The following is a 17,882-nucleotide window of genomic DNA, read 5'->3' as shown; positions in this document are numbered from 1 at the left end:
CGGCGCTGTGACTGGTCGTGCCTGCAATCCGTAACCGCGAAACGTGAAAAGGCTTGCAGGCAATAACAGTATCTACAAATCCTGTGCCAGATCATAAGAACTTTCTTCGCCTTAGATGAAGAAATCAGCACTCGATCAAATTTTCTATTTTTTTTCTCAATTATTGACATCCCCGCCAGGCCTTATAAGACGCGCACTTAGCGATTCTTACCCTTTTGCAACCTCAATTTAACGTCAAAATCAACTCTTGTGCTGAAAAGAATCCCTACTAGAATACTCACCATATAGCGTCTATTTTATCAAACAACCCCTACATATAGTATTTATCCACAGACTTAGTCACAACATGACTCTGTGGATAATATGGGGGATATTTTTTCTTTCACGGACAGGTAAAAAACCACATGAATCAGAGTCTGCTGGTGACAAAGCGTGATGGTAGTACAGAGCGCATCAATCTCGACAAAATCCACCGAGTTCTGGATTGGGCGGCAGAAGGACTGAATAACGTATCGATTTCTCAGGTCGAGCTGCGCTCTCATATTCAATTTTATGACGGTATCAAAACGTCCGATATCCATGAGACGATCATCAAAGCAGCCGCCGACCTGATCTCCCGCGAGGCACCGGATTATCAGTACCTGGCTGCCCGCCTGGCCATTTTCCACCTGCGCAAAAAAGCCTACGGCGAGTTTGAACCGCCTGCACTTTACGACCATGTGGTGAAAATGGTTGAAATGGGCAAATACGACAATCATCTGCTGGAAGACTACACGGAAGAAGAGTTCAAGCAGATGGACTCGTTCATCGTACACGACCGTGATATGACCTTCTCCTACGCTGCGGTGAAGCAGTTAGAAGGTAAATATCTGGTGCAAAACCGTGTCACCGGTGAGATTTATGAAAGCGCGCAGTTCCTCTACATTTTGGTAGCGGCTTGCCTGTTCTCTAACTATCCGCGTGAAACGCGTCTGCAATACGTAAAACGTTTCTACGATGCCGTTTCAACGTTCAAAATTTCTCTGCCGACGCCAATTATGTCCGGCGTGCGTACTCCAACCCGTCAGTTCAGCTCCTGCGTACTGATCGAGTGCGGCGACAGCCTGGATTCCATCAACGCCACCTCCAGCGCTATCGTGAAATACGTTTCTCAGCGCGCCGGTATCGGCATCAACGCCGGTCGTATTCGTGCGCTAGGCAGCCCGATTCGCGGCGGTGAAGCATTCCACACTGGCTGTATTCCGTTCTACAAGCACTTCCAGACCGCGGTGAAATCCTGCTCGCAAGGCGGTGTGCGCGGCGGTGCGGCCACCCTGTTCTACCCAATGTGGCACTTGGAAGTCGAAAGCCTGCTGGTGCTGAAAAACAACCGCGGCGTTGAAGGCAACCGCGTGCGTCACATGGACTACGGCGTACAAATCAACAAACTGATGTACACCCGTCTGCTGAAAGGCGGCGACATTACCTTGTTCAGCCCGTCCGACGTACCGGGGCTGTATGACGCGTTCTTCGCCGATCAGGACGAGTTCGAACGTCTGTACACCCAATATGAAAACGACGACAGCATCCGTAAACAGCGCGTGAAAGCGGTCGAACTGTTCTCCCTGATGATGCAGGAACGTGCCTCTACAGGCCGTATCTACATTCAGAACGTGGACCACTGCAACACCCACAGCCCGTTCGATCCGGTCGTTGCGCCGGTGCGCCAGTCCAACCTGTGTCTGGAAATCGCCCTGCCGACCAAACCGCTGACCGACGTTAACGACGAAAACGGCGAAATTGCGTTGTGTACGCTGTCCGCTTTCAACCTCGGCGCGATTAAGAGCCTGGACGAGCTGGAAGAACTGGCCGTACTGGCGGTGCGCGCGCTGGATGCGTTGCTCGATTATCAGGATTATCCAATCCCGGCCGCAAAACGCGGCGCGATGGGCCGTCGTACGCTGGGTATTGGCGTCATCAACTACGCCTACTGGCTGGCGAAAAACGGTAAGCGTTACTCCGACGGTAGCGCCAATAACCTGACCCACCAGACCTTCGAAGCCATTCAGTATTACCTGCTGAAAGCCTCTAACGAGCTGGCAAAAGAGCAAGGCGCGTGCCCGTGGTTTAACGAAACAACCTACTCCCAGGGTATTTTGCCGATCGATACCTATAAGAAAGACCTGGATGCGATTGCCAACGAGCCGCTGCACCTGGACTGGGAAGCGTTGCGTGAGTCCATCAAGACTCACGGCCTGCGTAACTCCACGCTCTCCGCGCTGATGCCATCTGAGACCTCTTCGCAGATCTCGAACGCGACTAACGGTATTGAACCACCGCGCGGCTACGTGAGCATCAAAGCGTCTAAAGATGGGATTCTGCGTCAGGTCGTGCCGGACTACGAACACCTGCACGACGCCTACGAACTGCTGTGGGAAATGCCGAACAACGACGGCTATCTGCAACTGGTAGGTATTATGCAGAAGTTTATCGATCAGTCGATTTCAGCCAACACCAACTATGATCCGACGCGTTTCCCGTCAGGAAAAGTGCCGATGCAGCAGTTGCTGAAAGACCTGCTCACCGCATACAAATTTGGCGTCAAAACGCTGTATTATCAGAACACCCGCGATGGTGCGGAAGATACTCAGGACGATCTGGTACCGTCCATTCAGGACGATGGCTGCGAAAGCGGCGCATGTAAGATCTGATGAATGTTGCCGGGTAGCGCTACGCTTACCCGGCCTACGATTGCACGGTTTGTAGGCCGGATAAGGTGTTTGTACCGCATCCGGCGCTCATCCCACAAAGGATTCACATCAATGGCATACACCACTTTTTCACAGACGAAAAACGATCAGCTTCTGGAACCGATGTTCTTCGGCCAGCCGGTGAACGTCGCCCGCTACGATCAGCAAAAATATGACATCTTCGAAAAACTGATCGAAAAGCAGCTCTCTTTCTTCTGGCGTCCGGAAGAGGTCGATGTTTCCCGCGATCGCATCGACTTCCAGGCGCTGCCGGAGCATGAAAAGCATATCTTCATCAGCAACCTGAAGTATCAGACGCTGCTGGACTCCATTCAGGGACGTAGCCCGAACGTTGCGCTGCTGCCGTTAATCTCCATTCCTGAACTGGAAACCTGGGTCGAAACCTGGGCGTTTTCTGAAACTATCCACTCGCGCTCTTACACCCATATCATCCGTAACATCGTCAACGATCCGGCTGTGGTGTTTGACGATATCGTCACCAACGAGCAGATCCAGAAGCGCGCGGAAGGCATTTCCAGCTACTATGACGAATTGATCGAGATGACCAGCTACTGGCATCTGCTCGGTGAAGGCACCCATACCGTTAATGGCAAAACGGTTGTCGTGAATCTGCGTGAGTTGAAGAAAAAGCTGTACCTGTGCCTGATGAGCGTCAACGCGCTGGAAGCCATTCGCTTCTACGTCAGCTTCGCCTGCTCCTTCGCCTTCGCTGAACGTGAACTGATGGAAGGCAACGCGAAAATTATTCGCCTGATCGCCCGCGACGAAGCCCTGCACCTGACCGGCACCCAGCACATGCTGAACCTGCTGCGCAGCGGTGTAGACGACCCAGAGATGGCGGAAATCGCAGAAGAGTGTAAGCAAGAGTGCTACGACCTGTTCGTGCAGGCCGCGTTGCAAGAGAAAGAGTGGGCGGACTATCTGTTCCGTGACGGTTCGATGATCGGCCTGAACAAAGATATTCTGTGCCAGTACGTTGAGTACATCACCAACATTCGTATGCAGGCTGTTGGGCTGGATCTGCCGTTCCAGACGCGTTCTAACCCGATCCCGTGGATCAACACCTGGCTGGTGTCCGATAACGTACAGGTTGCGCCGCAGGAAGTGGAAGTCAGCTCCTATCTGGTTGGGCAGATTGACTCGGAAGTCGATACTGACGATCTCAGCAACTTCCAGCTTTGATATGAGCCGCGTTTTTCTGCGCATCACTGGCACACGGTTGCTGTGCCAGGATGAACACCCGTCCCTGCTGGCGGCGCTGGAGTCCCACAACGTTGAGGTGGAATACCAGTGTCGCGAAGGCTACTGCGGCTCCTGCCGCACGCGGTTGGTGTCCGGCCAGGTTGACTGGCTGACCGAACCGCTGGCCTTTATCCAGCCAGACGAAATTTTGCCCTGCTGCTGCCGGGCAAAAGGTGATATCGAAATCGAGATGTAACGGTTAGTGCACCTCGTGTGCGCTAACTAACGGCATCGCCCCGCGGCGTTTCATCTGCGCAATGTACAGCGCCCCGGCTAAAACCACCAGCAGCGCCCCTACCAGATAGATCGCCCGATAGCCCACGCCCTCGACCATCATCCCCATAATGAACGCGCCAATCGCCATTCCCGCATCCATCGCATTGAAGAAAAGCGAATTGGCGATGCCAATTTTATGCGGCTCCACCGAGCTAATAATTTGTGTCTGGAATACCGGCGTGACCGAACCGTAACCAATGCCGATTAATCCCCCGGCAATAATCATCATGATGCTGCCGTTGGTGTAGCCAAGCGCCACCAGTCCGAAGGTAAAGGCCAGCAAACACGGATATACCACGTATTTCGGCCCTTTTTTATCACAAATGTTGCCGGTAAAGGTTCGACAGATCATCAGGAAAATGGCGTAGCACAACAGGAAATTACTGGCGGCGGCCATCAGATCCAACTCGCGCGCATACAGCGCGAGAAAAGCAGACACACCCGCATAGGAGAAGGTCATGAAAAACGTCACCATCGCGAAAGGCAGCGCGGCACGGTCAAACATTGCCGCAAATCCCAGCTTCGGTTTTGAGCCATCGGCATGACGGATGACCGGCGGTACGGCGACGATCAATGACAGGATAATACCCAGTGCGGCAACCGCGCTACACAGCCAGAAGGCAGTGGTAAAAGCTTCCCAGCGTGCCATATTCAGCCCTACCCACGGCCCCACAACCATTGCCAGCCCCATGGCCAAAGAGAAAAAACTGATGCCCTCCCCACGTCGGGAGGCCGGTATCAGCCGCGCGGAAATCGTTCCTTTTACCGTGGTAATGACGCCAAACGTCACCCCATGAAGCACCCGAATAAACAGCAGCGATTCAATGGAGTGGCAAACAGGATACAGCGCAGTGACAACCAAAAAGGCCAGAGAAGAGAGCACCAGAATCGTTTTATTCGAATATTTTCCCACCCATTGCCCGGCGAACGGACGCACAACAATTGCGGCGCCTAAAAAGAAGGTGACCAATAAGCCGGCTTTATCCGGCGTGGCATGCAGGCGATCCGAAATATAGATCGGTAATAACGTGAGCAGGACATAAAACACAAAGAATATAATGAAGCTAATTATCGTGATTGCCCAAAAATCCTTCGTCCACAGTTTTTCTTTCATATTCGACAACCTGTCCAGACGGCGCACGCAGGCAACGCTCAGCTCAACTGAACTACGGACAGGTGCGTCAACATGTGATTTATACGGTAGACCGCAAGTGTAAACAGGTTCATCATATTAGAGAAATTAATCGTTTTAATATTGTTAATTAGAGGGAGCTAATGACATTAACCCAAATCCACGCCCTGCTTGCGGTGCTTGAATGCGGCGGTTTTACCGAAGCCAGTAAGCGGCTGTATATGACCCAATCCGCTGTAAGCCAGGCGATTTCAGCGCTTGAAGATGAGCTAGGGGTCGAATGTCTTATCCGCGAACGCCGCAAAGACATTCAACTCACCCCGGTTGGAAGGCGGATCGTACCGCACCTGCGCATGATAGTTTCTGAAACCAACGCGGTGAAAGAGATCGCCGAGCAGGAGCGAAAAAATCCAGCCCGAACCTTGCGTATCGGCTGTTTTCCCAGCGCCTGCGCCTGCATTTTACCGGGCATTATCCACCACTTCGAGCAGCACCATCCGCACATCAAAATCATTCCCTTCGAAGAGAACAGCACGGCGATCGTGGATTCTCTGCGCAGTGGGGATATTGATGCTGGATTTGTGCATTTTCCGGTGACTGGCATGTACTGCGTACCGATCTATCGCGACAAATTTACCGTCGTGGTTCCCGAAAGCCATCCCCTGGCTGCCAATACCGCGGTTAAGGTTGAACAACTGGTGGGAGAACCGCTGATTATCAGTAAAGGTCGCTATGAATTAAGCATCATGACGCTATTTAAAGAGAAAGGTATTGAGCCGGTTATTAAATACGAATTTAACCATCCGGATACCGCGATGAGCTTTATTCGGCAGGGACTGGGTATTGCGTTATTACCGGAATTGACGCTGAAAGCCATTGGTGGGGAGATACGCTCGGTGGCGCTGGAGCCGACGTTCTATCGACAGATATCGTTACTGGCAAAAGAGCCACCGGTGGACGGCAGCCCTTTATTTCTCCTGCAGGCTTGTATGGAAACGTTGACAGCAGACGGCCTTATCTAGCAGTTAAGAACGTTATCCAATCAGGCCTGTGACCGGAGGTGCATCACAGGCCTTGTGCCATTACTCTTTATTCAGGAATTTCACTGCTTTGTCGGGGAAGTCGGTGAACAACCCGTCAACGCCCGCCTTGTTATACAGAATGTCATACAACTGGTTTACGTCAGTGGTGTAATCCGGTAGCTGATCGGCACGAACGGTATAAGGATGCACCACCATCTTGTTCTGATGCGCGTCCTTAACCATGCCAGTTAACGAGATATTGCCTTTCTTAGACTTCTCATCAACCAGCATGTGGTAGTCCGGCCCAATGCCGTCCGCATACTGCGCAACCTGCTTCATGGCACCCGGTTTGAACATCCAGTCGTAGTTGTAATTAACCCAACTACCATCCGGCTTTTTCTCCTGAGTTTCATTCCAGTCAGTGTACGCAATCAACTGCACCAGATTGAGGTCCATCCCCATCTTCGGTTCCAGTTCATTTTTAATGCGCTTTAACTCCGCGACATCAAAACACTGCAGGTAAACCTTGTCGTTTTTGCTGGTATACCCGTACTTTTTCAGTACTTCCAGCGTTTTCGCGGCGATGTCCTTCCCTTCCTGGTGATGAAACCACGGCGCCTTCATTTCCGGGTAAATGCCGATGTTTTTACCGGTTGAGTGATTCAGTCCCTGAACGAATTCAATCTCTTCTTCGAAAGTGTGCACCCGGAAATCAGATTTACCCATTGGGAAACGCCCTGGGTATGTCTGGACCTTTTTGCCATTTTCGATATCAAAGCCTTCGGTAAATTTCAGCGATTTGATCTCATCAAGCGTAAAATCGATAGCGTAATAACGTCCATCTTTACGCGCACGATCCGGAAAACGCTCAGCGACATCGGTGACGCGGTCCAGATAGTGGTCATGCAGGACGACCAGATGGTCATCCTTGGTCATCACCAAATCCTGCTCCAGATAATCCGCGCCCTGAGCATAGGCCATCGCCTTCGCGGGCAGCGTATGCTCCGGTAAATAACCGCTTGCCCCACGATGCGCAATCACGATTTTATCGGCGGCGACCGCCGCGCTGCTAACAACCATACCTGCCAGCATCAGCGCCACGCTGAGACTTTTCAATGTGGTTTTCATTAATTAGCCCCCGTTACGTTTCAGCTGCATTTCTTCGTGATGGCGTTTTTCGCCAATCATGACGACCACCAGCAGAATCACCGCCAGCACACTACCGCCAATCATCACCATAAAACCGCCGTCCCAGCCGAAGAAGTCAACGGTGTAGCCGACAATGGCGCTCGCCGCCACAGAACCGCCGAGATAACCGAACAGTCCGGTAAAGCCTGCCGCCGTGCCCGCCGCTTTTTTCGGTGCCAGTTCCAGCGCGTGCAGGCCGATCAACATAACCGGGCCGTAGATCAGGAAGCCGATGATAATCATACAAGCCATATCAACGTTCGGGTTCCCTGCCGGGTTCATCCAGTAAACGATGGTCGCGATAGTCACCAGCGTCATAAAGAACACGCCGGTCGCACCACGGTTGCCGCGGAAGACTTTATCCGACATCCAACCACACAGCAGCGTGCCCGGAATACCCGCGTATTCATACAGGAAGTAGGCCCAGGATGATTTATCGAGTGCGAAATGCTTCACTTCTTTCAGGTAGGTCGGTGACCAGTCCAGGATGCCGTAGCGCAGCAGATAAACAAACACGTTGGCGATAGCGATGTACCACAACAGTTTGTTTGGCAGTACGTACTGCATGAAGATCTGCTTCGCAGTCAGCTCTTCTTCCGCTTTCTCGTTGTAATCGTCCGGGTAGTCGTTCTTATACTCTTCAATAGGCGGTAGACCACAGGATTGCGGCGTATCACGCATCAGAGCAAAGGCAAACAGCGCGACAACGATCGCACCGAAAGCAGGCATATACAGCGCCGCTTTCCAGTCATTGAACCAGGCCATACCGAGCAGGAACAGCAGAGGAGGCAGACCGCCGCCCACGTTGTGCGCACAGTTCCAGACGGAAACAATGCCGCCACGTTCTTTCTGCGACCACCAGTGCACCATGGTACGGCCACACGGCGGCCACCCCATCCCCTGGAACCATCCGCAGAGGAACAGCAGCACAAACATTACCGCAATGCTCGATGTCGCCCACGGCACAAAGCCCATAAACAACATCACTGCAGCAGCCAGAATCAAACCTGCTGGCAGGAAAACGCGCGGATTCGAGCGATCCGAAACGGACCCCATGATGAATTTCGAAAATCCGTAAGCGATGGAGATACCAGATAAGGCAAAACCCAGATCGCCACGAGAGAAACCCTGCTCAACCAGATATGGCATCGCCAGGGCGAAGTTCTTACGTACCAGATAGTACGCGGCATAACCAAAGAAAATCCCCAGGAAAATCTGCCAACGCAATCGACGATATGTCGGGTCGATCTCCGTAGCAGGCAAACGCGCCTTATGTGGCGCTGGTTTAAAAATACTCAACATAGTGTAGCCTCCGTGGCCGTCTTTCATTCGAAGTAAACACTGCAGTTCGTCATTACTACCCTACCGCTCCCAGTGTGGCCGCGATGTTAAGGAAAGATACATAACAAAAATGTGAAACGCAGCACATATTGTTACAGATTTATGACAAATGTTCATAAAGGCGCACGGAATCACGTTTCATTTTCGAATAATGAGCGATTATGCGCGAAATCAAACAATCCATGTTTTTTATGTGGCTAAATGATAAAAAACGAACTGTGAGGAAAAACAATGAAAACTCGCGACTCGCAAACAAGTGACGTGATTATCATTGGTGGAGGAGCAACAGGTGCAGGGATCGCACGCGACTGTGCGCTGCGCGGGTTGCGCGTCATCTTAGTGGAACGCCACGATATCGCCACGGGCGCGACCGGACGTAACCATGGCCTGCTGCACAGCGGTGCACGCTACGCCGTCACCGACGCTGAATCTGCCCGTGAGTGCATCAGCGAAAACCAGATTCTGAAACGTATCGCCCGTCATTGCGTTGAGCCGACGGACGGTCTGTTTATTACCCTGCCGGAGGATGAGCTCTCCTTCCAGGCTACCTTTATTCGCGCCTGTGAAGAGGCCGGTATTCGCGCAGAAGCGATTGACCCTAAGCAGGCGCGCATTATCGAACCCGCCGTCAACCCACAGTTGATTGGCGCAGTCAAAGTGCCGGACGGTACGGTCGATCCTTTCCGCTTAACCGCCGCCAACATGCTGGATGCGCGTGAGCATGGCGCGGTTATCTTAACGGCGCATGAAGTGACGGGACTGATTCGTGAAGGGACAACGGTTTGCGGCGTTAACGTGCGCAATCATCTGACGGGTGAGATGCAGTCCCTGCATGCGCCGGTGGTGGTAAACGCCGCCGGGATCTGGGGCCAGCGCATTGCCGAATATGCCGATCTGAGTATCCGGATGTTCCCGGCCAAAGGTTCACTGCTGATTATGGATCATCGCATAAACCAGCATGTCATTAACCGCTGCCGTAAACCCTCTGACGCCGATATTCTGGTGCCTGGCGATACCATTTCGCTCATCGGCACCACCTCGCAGCACATTGACTACGACGATATCGACAGCAACCGCGTCACCGCCGAAGAGGTCGATATTCTGCTACGTGAGGGCGAGAAACTGGCGCCCATTATGGCGAAAACGCGCATTTTACGCGCCTACTCAGGCGTGCGACCGCTGGTCGCCAGCGACGACGATCCAAGCGGTCGTAACGTCAGCCGCGGTATTGTGCTGTTCGATCACGCCGAACGTGACGGACTGGATGGGTTTATCACCATTACCGGCGGCAAACTGATGACCTACCGTCTGATGGCGGAATGGGCCACCGATGCCGTTTGCCGTAAGCTGGGCAATTCTCAACCTTGCACCACGGCGGACACCGCGCTGCCCGGCTCGCAGGAATCCACCGAGCACACGCTGAAACGCGTAATTTCGTTGCCCGCGCCGTTGCGCGGCTCGGCAGTCTACCGTCACGGCGATCGCACCCCGGCGTGGCTTAGCGAAGGCCGTCAGCACCGTAGCCTGGTTTGTGAATGTGAAGCGGTCACCGCGGGCGAAGTGCAATACGCCGTCGAGAACCTAACCGTCAACAGCCTGCTCGATTTACGTCGCCGTACCCGCGTTGGTATGGGGACCTGCCAGGGCGAATTGTGCGCCTGCCGCGCCGCAGGTTTGCTGCAACGTTTTAATGTCACCACCGCTGCGCAATCTATCACCCAGCTTTCCGATTTCCTCAATGAGCGCTGGAAAGGCGTGCAGCCTATCGCCTGGGGAGATGCGCTGCGCGAAAGCGAATTCACGCGCTGGGTCTATCAGGGATTGTGCGGTCTGGAAAAGGAGCACCAGGATGAAATTTGATACCGTCATTATCGGCGGCGGCCTGGCCGGACTGCTGTGCGGCCTGCAGTTGCAAAAAAGCGGGTTGCGCTGCACGATTGTCACGCGCGGCCAAAGCGCCCTGCATTTTTCCTCCGGCTCACTGGATTTGCTCAGCAACTTGCCCGATGGTCAACCGGTGGTGGAGATAGAAGCCGGTCTGAATGCGCTGCGTACTCAGGCGCCCACGCATCCGTATAGCACCATCGGAACACAAAACGTCCTGGAGCTGGCCCAGCAGGCGCAGGATCTGCTGGAAGAGTGTGGAACGCATTTGCAGGGCAAGGTACGCCAGTCACATCAACGTGTAACCCCGTTGGGAACCCTGCGTTCAACCTGGTTAAGTTCCCCAGAAGTTCCGGTGTGGCCACTGTCCGCACAGCGTATCTGCGTTGTCGGTATCAGCGGTTTACTGGATTTTCAGGCGCATCTCGCCGCGGCCTCGCTGCGCCAGCGCAATCTCAGCGTCGAGACGGCAGAAATCGATCTGCCTGAGCTGGATGTCCTGCGTGATAACCCAACCGAGTTTCGCGCTGTCAATATTGCGCGTCTGCTGGACAACGAAGATAAATGGTCGTTGCTCTATGATGCTTTACTGCCACTGGCAAAAACCTGCGACATGATCATTATGCCAGCTTGTTTCGGCCTGGCGGATGAGCGCCTCTGGCACTGGCTTAACGAGCGCCTTCCCTGCTCGTTGACGCTGTTACCGACTCTACCGCCTTCGGTACTGGGTATGCGTCTGCATAACAAATTACAGCGCCAGTTTGTGCGCCAGGGCGGCGTCTGGATGCCGGGTGATGAAGTGAAGAAAATCACCTGTCAGGACGGTGTAGTCAGTGAAGTCTGGACTCGTAACCATGCCGATATCCCGTTGCGTCCACGCTTCGCCGTACTCGCCAGCGGCAGCTTCTTCAGCAGCGGTCTGGTCGCCACGCGCGAAGCCATCCATGAACCGATCCTCGGACTGGATGTACAGCAAACCGCCACCCGCGCCGAGTGGTATCAGCGTGACGTCTTCGATCCGCAACCGTGGCAACAGTTTGGCGTCACAACCGATGCTACGCTGCGCCCGTCGCTGGCAGGAAAAACGGTAGAGAATATGTATGCCATCGGTTCTGTTCTCGGTGGTTTTGACCCTATTGCCGAGGGTTGCGGAGGCGGCGTATGCGCAATCAGCGCCTTACACGCCGCACATGACATTGCGAAACGTGCAGGAGGACAGCAATGAGCGACACACGTTTTGAAAGTTGTATCAAATGCACGGTGTGCACCACCGCCTGCCCGGTAAGCCGCGTCAATCCGGGATACCCTGGCCCAAAACAGGCCGGACCGGACGGCGAACGCTTGCGCCTGAAAGATGGCGCGTTATACGACGACGCGCTGAAATACTGCATCAACTGTAAGCGCTGCGAAGTGGCGTGTCCGTCAGATGTGAAAATTGGCGATATCATTCAGCGCGCGCGCGCCAAATATGACACCACGCGTCCATCGCTGCGTAATTTTGTTTTAAGCCACACGGATTTAATGGGAAGTGTATCCACCCCGTTCGCGCCGATAGTGAATACCGCCACCTCGCTGAAACCGGTACGCCAGTTGCTGGACTACGCGCTGAAAATCGACCATCGCCGTACGCTACCGAAATACTCCTTTGGTACGTTCCGTCGCTGGTATCGCAGCGTTGCCGCGCAGCAGGCGCAGTATCCGGATCAGGTCGCCTTTTTCCACGGCTGTTTTGTGAATTACAACCATCCGCAACTCGGTAAAGACCTGATCAAGGTCTTGAACGCCATGGGAACCGGCGTACAGCTGCTGAGCAAAGAGAAATGCTGCGGCGTACCGCTGATCGCCAACGGCTTTACCGATAAAGCACGCAAGCAGGCGGTGAGCAACGTGGCCTCGCTCAGGGAAGCGATTGACGGGAAAGGTATTCCGGTGATCGCCACCTCATCAACCTGTACCTTTGCACTCCGCGATGAGTACCCGGAAGTGCTGGACGTGGACAACACCGGTCTGCGCGAACATATTGAGCTGGCAACCCGCTGGCTGTGGCGCAAGCTGGATGAAGGCAAAACGTTGCCGCTGAAGACGCTGCCGCTGAAAGTGGTCTATCACACGCCTTGCCATATGGAGAAAATGGGCTGGACGCTCTACACGCTGGAACTGCTGCGCCAAATTCCAGGCCTGGAGCTGACGGTGTTAGATTCTCAGTGTTGCGGAATCGCCGGAACATACGGCTTTAAAAAAGAAAACTACCCGACATCACAATCGATTGGCGCACCGTTATTCCGCCAGATTGAAGAAAGCGGTGCCGATATCGTTGTCACCGACTGCGAAACCTGTAAATGGCAGATAGAGATGTCTACAAGTCTTCGCTGTGAACATCCGATCACCCTGCTTGCCAAAGCGTTGGGTTAGCTCTGTTGCCCGGTGGCGTTTGCTATCGGGCTTTTTTGCGAACCCTGTTCCGCTTAATTGAATACGTTGCAATCGGCCGTATTTATCTCTGATTCACCCGCGCAAATAGCCAAATCCTCCCATGCAGCCCTTGTTAAAAGTAGGTACCGTCATGCCAACTTCCCCTTCAGGTGACGGACGACCATGGATAAATCAACCACCTCTACACCGCATGATGCATGCGTGATTTGATGGGGCTGGTAGACCGTCTGGTTTCACTTTTAATTACAAGCACCGCTAATGACAGCCAGCTACAAACGCTATTTAATTACCTCCTACGGTACGGCGATGCTTCTCACGTGAGCGAATTTATCCGTGAGGTTGCCGAACGTTCCCCCCATCACAAGGAGAGGTTGATGACAATCGCAGAGAGACTAAGACAAGAAGGTCACCACCATGGTCTTCAAGAAGGGATACGGCAAGGATTAGAAAAAGGTTTAGAGCAAGGAGTGCAAAAAGGTACGCAAGAAGAAGCCCTACGTATCGCTCGCATGATGCTGGAAAATGGAATTGATCATAATTTGGTTCAGTTAATTACCGGGATATCCGGCGATGTCACCGCGTGAGCCTGATAGGGAAGGTTGTAGCCTTCCCTATCAATAATTAAATCGTCAGCGTTTCAACTACTTCAATCCAGCCGTGCTCGCTGGCAACATCCTGGTCGTTTAGCCAACGACGCAGCATATTCAGTGCCATCATCGCGCAAACTTCCTGACGAATCGGCAAGCTGTAGCGATTAGCGCTAAGCCTTACGCGCAAGGCATGTGTCCCATCAGGGGTGGCCAGCGCAAAGTTAATATGTTCGCTTTCGAATGCTGATACTGCCAGCGCCAGCCCGGCATAGTGTTTGCCACGTCGCTCGGTAATCCAGTGCGCCGTTTGCGCCAGCGTTTCTTCCTGGGGCGGAACCACTTCGCTCGCTAACAGAGGGGCATTAGCGCGCGAGAGCTGGAGTGCAACTAAGCCACCGGTGAACTGTTCGCTCAGCGTCAGACTGTATTGCCGCTCCTGCAATGTACGGGCGATTTGCGCTGGCAAACCTTCCGTACCTTCGAAAATCATATTCTGTCCGGCAACCCGCTTCACCTCAGGCCACAGCGCCAGCATGGCGTCCCGTTGGGAATCCGGCCCGGTCAGCTTCAGCTCGATAATCGGCATCGACGAGCGGTAACCCATTGTCACTCCCGGCGGCAAAGGCAGCGGATCCAGACTCTGCGCCAGGTCACTTTCAGAACGGCCAAAGGTGGTTAATCGCAGACAGAGCGGTGGTTGAGGCAGAGAAAAACGCTCACGCAAACGCGGCAGAATCTCATGCTCAACCATGACTTTAAATTCCGATGGTACGCCTGGCGTAAAGAACATCAGGCAACGGTTTAGCTTCACGGCGAATCCGCACGCGGTTCCGACAGGATTATTGATAAATTCAGCGCTGGCAGGAAGCTCAGCCTGTTTTCGGTTGCTCGGCGCCATCACGCGGCCACGGTCGCGGAAATAACGCTCCATCTCGGCCAGCCATGCTTCATGCAGTACCAGCCCTTCGCCTTTCGCCGTTGCCGCCGCCAGCGCGCTTAAATCATCGCTGGTTGGCCCCAGACCGCCATTAACGATCAGCACATCGGCGTGTTCGCTACGCTCACGTAAAATAGCGACCAAATCGTCAAGATTGTCCCCTACCGTATTGCGGCGGGTTAACGGTAATCCCTGATTAAAGAAAAAATCAGCCAGCCAGGCGGCATTGGTGTCGACGATTTGTCCGTGCAACACTTCATCCCCGGTGGATAGCATCTCCACGTTTAACATCGTGTTCTCCTGCTTTTATGATGAAAACACTATAGCGCATGGAGGGGGGAAGGCGCGACTGAACGCCGCGCCAGAAATATCAGAAGCTGGCGTTAACCCCAACGTACGGACCATCAGCAATCGCGTTATCGCGGTTGCCATCTTTACCCGCCAGGTTCAGGTAGCGATAACCGGCTTCAATGCTCAGCGGGCGCATAATTGTCAGACGCGCACCGGCATTGGCTTCTTCATAGCTGTCGATACCGCTGGAAAGCGAATCAGGAGAATAATAGTACTCACCAAACAGGCGGAAACTATCGCCAATCGGCCACTGCAAACCGCCACCAACTGCCGCCGCGTAGCCTTCATCACCATCATTAGGGTTAGTATAAATACCTTTCCCTCCGACGGTTGCCAGCAACGGACCAAGCGGAATATTCAGACCCAGTCCCAGACCTGCTGCATCGCCGTCGTCATCGTTATGCATCCAGTTACCGCTGACCGCCAGTCCGGTGGACTCAGTCCCCATACCAAACCCAAGGTTGGTGTAATCTTCGCCCGCCTGGCCACTAATGCTAATTGCGCTCGCCGACGCGGAAACAAACAGCATTCCGGCAAAACCCAACATTAAACTTTTTTTCATTTTCTATCCTTTCCAGCAAGAATCAAAACATAGCCCCAAAACCGAGGAATTGTACTGCCAGATGACAAGGAATCAATGAGCTAAAAAAGCGATGCAATGGCATATTGTAACCAAATACTACTTGCAAGTTTGAGTTAAGGTTAAATTCTGCGGCTAATTGCAGAATCGAACGTAGCTACCCCTCGTTTTCAACAAACATCCCTTTCTCCTCAGATAAAGAAGGGTTAATCGTCACGGAAGCGTTTTTTCTGTCGCCAGCAAAAGGTAAGATGGACATACGATGGAATTCTCAGCCCCCCTACAAGGACCCGATTTATGCGCCAAAGAACGATTGTTTGTCCATTAATTCAAAATAATGGCTGTTATTTACTGTGCAAAATGGCTGATGACCGTGGCGTGTTCCCCGGCCAGTGGGCGCTTTCTGGCGGTGGGGTTGAAGCGGGCGAACGCATCGAAGAAGCATTGCGTCGTGAAGTGAGGGAAGAACTGGGCGAACAGCTCGTGTTATCAGAAATTACCCCATGGACCTTCAGTGATGATATTCGCACCAAAACCTATGCCGATGGCAGCCAGGAAGAGATTTACATGATTTACCTCATCTTTGATTGTGTCGCAGCGAATCGTGAAGTGAACATTAACGAAGAGTTTCAGGCATTCGCCTGGGTTAAACCGGAAGATCTTGGCACGTACGACTTAAATGTCGCCACGCGTAAAACATTAACCCTGAAAGGATTACTGTAAGTTATCGTTCTAATAGTGGCATAAAATAAACCCTCTGAATTGCGGCATTGCATTGACCTGTCTACTGTAACCAGCAATGCCGTTTACGCCGCACCACTCCTGTAAAATCCATTTAATTTCAAAACAATAAATTAAAAATACCGTTATTTTCCTTTATATCTCGAACCTTAAACTCTTAAGGATAAATTAACCTTCAGTCATTAACCTTTGAAGCCTGATAAATAATTAACGACGCCCCTGTTTATCGCTAAAAATAAAACGTCGGTGCGTTAAATGGCTTGAAGGAATAATGATGTCTGACTTTTTGCCTTTCTCTCGCCCGGCTATGGGAGCTGAAGAGCTTGCCGCAGTGAAGGCGGTTCTGGATTCTGGCTGGATAACCACCGGTCCGCAAAATCAACAGTTGGAAGAAGCCTTCTGCCAGCTGACGGGAAATCAGCATGCCGTCGCCGTCTGCTCCGCTACCGCTGGAATGCACATCACGCTAATGGCGCTGGGCATCGGTGCGGGCGATGAGGTCATCACACCATCGATGACGTGGGTTTCTACCCTTAATATGATTGTCCTGCTGGGTGCGACGCCAGTCATGGTCGACGTTGATCGCGATACGCTTATGGTCACACCAGAGCAGATTGAAGCGGCCATCACGCCACGAACCAAAGCGATTATTCCAGTACATTACGCTGGCGCCCCCGCCGACCTTGACGCGATTTATGCCATTGGCGAGCGCTATGGCATTCCGATCATCGAAGATGCGGCGCACGCCGTAGGGACGTTATATAAGAACCGTCATGTTGGCGCGCGCGGCACCGCTATTTTCTCGTTTCACGCCATCAAAAATATCACCAGTGCGGAAGGTGGGCTGATTGTTACCGACGACGGCCAGCTTGCCCAGCGGCTTCGCAGTCTGAAGTTTCACGGCCTGGGCGTTGATGCTTTTGATCGACAAACCTTCGGCCGCGCGCCGCAGGCCGAAGTGCTGGCGCCCGGATACAAATACAACCTCACGGATATCAATGCCGCCATCGCGCTGGTACAGCTGAAGAAGCTGGAGCAATTGAACTCACGCCGTGCGCAAATTGCCCGGGAATATCAACAAGCGCTGGCCGATACGCCATTTCAACCGTTGAGCATGCCCCAGTGGTCCCACGTTCACGCCTGGCACCTGTTTATCATTCGTGTTGACGAAGCGCACTGCGGCCTGAACAGAGATGCCTTAATGGAAGCGCTGAAGGCCAGAAATATTGGCACCGGTCTGCATTTTCGTGCGGCCCATACGCAAAAATATTACCGCGAACGCTTCACCACGCTTTCGCTGCCAAATACAGAATGGAATAGCGCACGCATCTGCTCGCTGCCATTGTTCCCGGACATGACCGCCACTGACACCCAGCGAGTCATTACGGCGCTTCGCGAGATTGCAGGACAATAAC

Annotated in this window: 15 protein-coding genes; 10 read left to right on the top strand and 5 right to left on the bottom strand. The window is 53.0% G+C overall.

Going from position 1 to position 17,882, the window contains the following annotated elements; genetic code table 11:
* The first annotated feature begins 404 nt into the window (after positions 1–404).
* The 3 genes from nrdA to yfaE all read left to right on the top strand — a co-directional run bounded on the left by nrdA (position 405) and on the right by yfaE (position 4,188).
* On the top strand, positions 405–2,690 hold the full coding sequence (gene nrdA, locus ACVXHP_RS23305) for a class 1a ribonucleoside-diphosphate reductase subunit alpha (protein WP_304700847.1): 2,286 nt from the start codon (positions 405–407) through the stop codon (positions 2,688–2,690).
* 111 nt (positions 2,691–2,801) lie between these two features.
* Positions 2,802–3,932 (top strand): class Ia ribonucleoside-diphosphate reductase subunit beta, encoded by a 1,131-nt coding sequence (gene nrdB, locus ACVXHP_RS23300; RefSeq protein ID WP_003027605.1) that lies wholly within the window; start codon positions 2,802–2,804, stop codon positions 3,930–3,932.
* Between the two features lies 1 nt (position 3,933).
* On the top strand, positions 3,934–4,188 hold the full coding sequence (gene yfaE / locus ACVXHP_RS23295) for a class I ribonucleotide reductase maintenance protein YfaE (protein ID WP_106924348.1): 255 nt from the start codon (positions 3,934–3,936) through the stop codon (positions 4,186–4,188).
* 3 nt (positions 4,189–4,191) lie between these two features.
* Here yfaE and ACVXHP_RS23290 read toward each other — a convergent pair whose 3' ends face one another.
* A complete protein-coding gene (locus tag ACVXHP_RS23290) occupies positions 4,192–5,382 on the bottom strand; it encodes an MFS transporter (RefSeq protein ID WP_447572250.1) in 1,191 nt (396 codons plus the stop codon).
* A gap of 161 nt (positions 5,383–5,543) precedes the next feature.
* On the opposite strand from ACVXHP_RS23290, the gene ACVXHP_RS23285 reads away from it, so the two are divergent.
* A complete protein-coding gene (locus ACVXHP_RS23285; protein ID WP_304700853.1) occupies positions 5,544–6,422 on the top strand; it encodes a LysR family transcriptional regulator in 879 nt (292 codons plus the stop codon).
* A gap of 60 nt (positions 6,423–6,482) precedes the next feature.
* On the opposite strand, the gene glpQ is transcribed toward ACVXHP_RS23285, so the two are convergent.
* Together glpQ and glpT are read right to left on the bottom strand one after the other, a co-directional pair.
* Positions 6,483–7,550: a glycerophosphodiester phosphodiesterase gene (gene glpQ, locus ACVXHP_RS23280; RefSeq protein WP_304700855.1), complete on the bottom strand. Its 1,068-nt coding sequence runs from the start codon at positions 7,548–7,550 to the stop codon at positions 6,483–6,485.
* Between the two features lie 3 nt (positions 7,551–7,553).
* Positions 7,554–8,912, bottom strand: a complete 1,359-nt coding sequence (gene glpT / locus ACVXHP_RS23275) for a glycerol-3-phosphate transporter (protein ID WP_200005709.1) — start codon at positions 8,910–8,912, stop codon at positions 7,554–7,556.
* 270 nt (positions 8,913–9,182) lie between these two features.
* Between glpT and glpA the strand changes: the two genes are divergently transcribed.
* From glpA to ACVXHP_RS23255, 4 genes are all read left to right on the top strand, one after another.
* Positions 9,183–10,811 (top strand): anaerobic glycerol-3-phosphate dehydrogenase subunit A, encoded by a 1,629-nt coding sequence (gene glpA / locus ACVXHP_RS23270; RefSeq protein WP_200005707.1) that lies wholly within the window; start codon positions 9,183–9,185, stop codon positions 10,809–10,811.
* Entirely contained in the window at positions 10,801–12,060 is a 1,260-nt protein-coding gene (gene glpB / locus ACVXHP_RS23265; RefSeq protein WP_447572249.1) for a glycerol-3-phosphate dehydrogenase subunit GlpB, read from the top strand. The genes glpA and glpB overlap by 11 nt, the downstream gene beginning before the upstream one ends.
* Positions 12,057–13,247, top strand: a complete 1,191-nt coding sequence (gene glpC, locus ACVXHP_RS23260; RefSeq protein ID WP_200005704.1) for an anaerobic glycerol-3-phosphate dehydrogenase subunit GlpC — start codon at positions 12,057–12,059, stop codon at positions 13,245–13,247. The genes glpB and glpC overlap by 4 nt, the downstream gene beginning before the upstream one ends.
* A gap of 218 nt (positions 13,248–13,465) precedes the next feature.
* Complete coding sequence (locus ACVXHP_RS23255) at positions 13,466–13,852, top strand: hypothetical protein (RefSeq protein WP_447572248.1); 387 nt, start codon at positions 13,466–13,468, stop codon at positions 13,850–13,852.
* A gap of 37 nt (positions 13,853–13,889) precedes the next feature.
* Here ACVXHP_RS23255 and ACVXHP_RS23250 read toward each other — a convergent pair whose 3' ends face one another.
* Together ACVXHP_RS23250 and ACVXHP_RS23245 are read right to left on the bottom strand one after the other, a co-directional pair.
* The gene (locus ACVXHP_RS23250; protein WP_447572247.1) at positions 13,890–15,086 is read right to left on the bottom strand and encodes a nicotinamide mononucleotide deamidase-related protein YfaY; all 1,197 of its coding nucleotides are present in this window, start codon (positions 15,084–15,086) and stop codon (positions 13,890–13,892) included.
* Positions 15,087–15,165: 79 nt separating this feature from the next.
* A complete protein-coding gene (locus ACVXHP_RS23245) occupies positions 15,166–15,708 on the bottom strand; it encodes a YfaZ family outer membrane protein (protein WP_038642254.1) in 543 nt (180 codons plus the stop codon).
* 315 nt (positions 15,709–16,023) lie between these two features.
* Here ACVXHP_RS23245 and nudI point away from each other — a divergent pair, with 315 nt between their 5' ends.
* Positions 16,024–16,449 (top strand): nucleoside triphosphatase NudI, encoded by a 426-nt coding sequence (gene nudI, locus ACVXHP_RS23240; protein ID WP_038642256.1) that lies wholly within the window; start codon positions 16,024–16,026, stop codon positions 16,447–16,449.
* Positions 16,450–16,741: 292 nt separating this feature from the next.
* The gene (arnB, locus tag ACVXHP_RS23235) at positions 16,742–17,881 is read left to right on the top strand and encodes a UDP-4-amino-4-deoxy-L-arabinose aminotransferase (protein WP_447572246.1); all 1,140 of its coding nucleotides are present in this window, start codon (positions 16,742–16,744) and stop codon (positions 17,879–17,881) included.
* Position 17,882: the final 1 nt, after the last annotated feature.

It is taken from the genome of Citrobacter freundii complex sp. 2025EL-00176 (assembly GCF_053309355.1).
The sequence above is the reverse complement of the archived record's forward strand: the minus strand, read 5'-3'. Positions and strand labels throughout refer to the sequence as shown.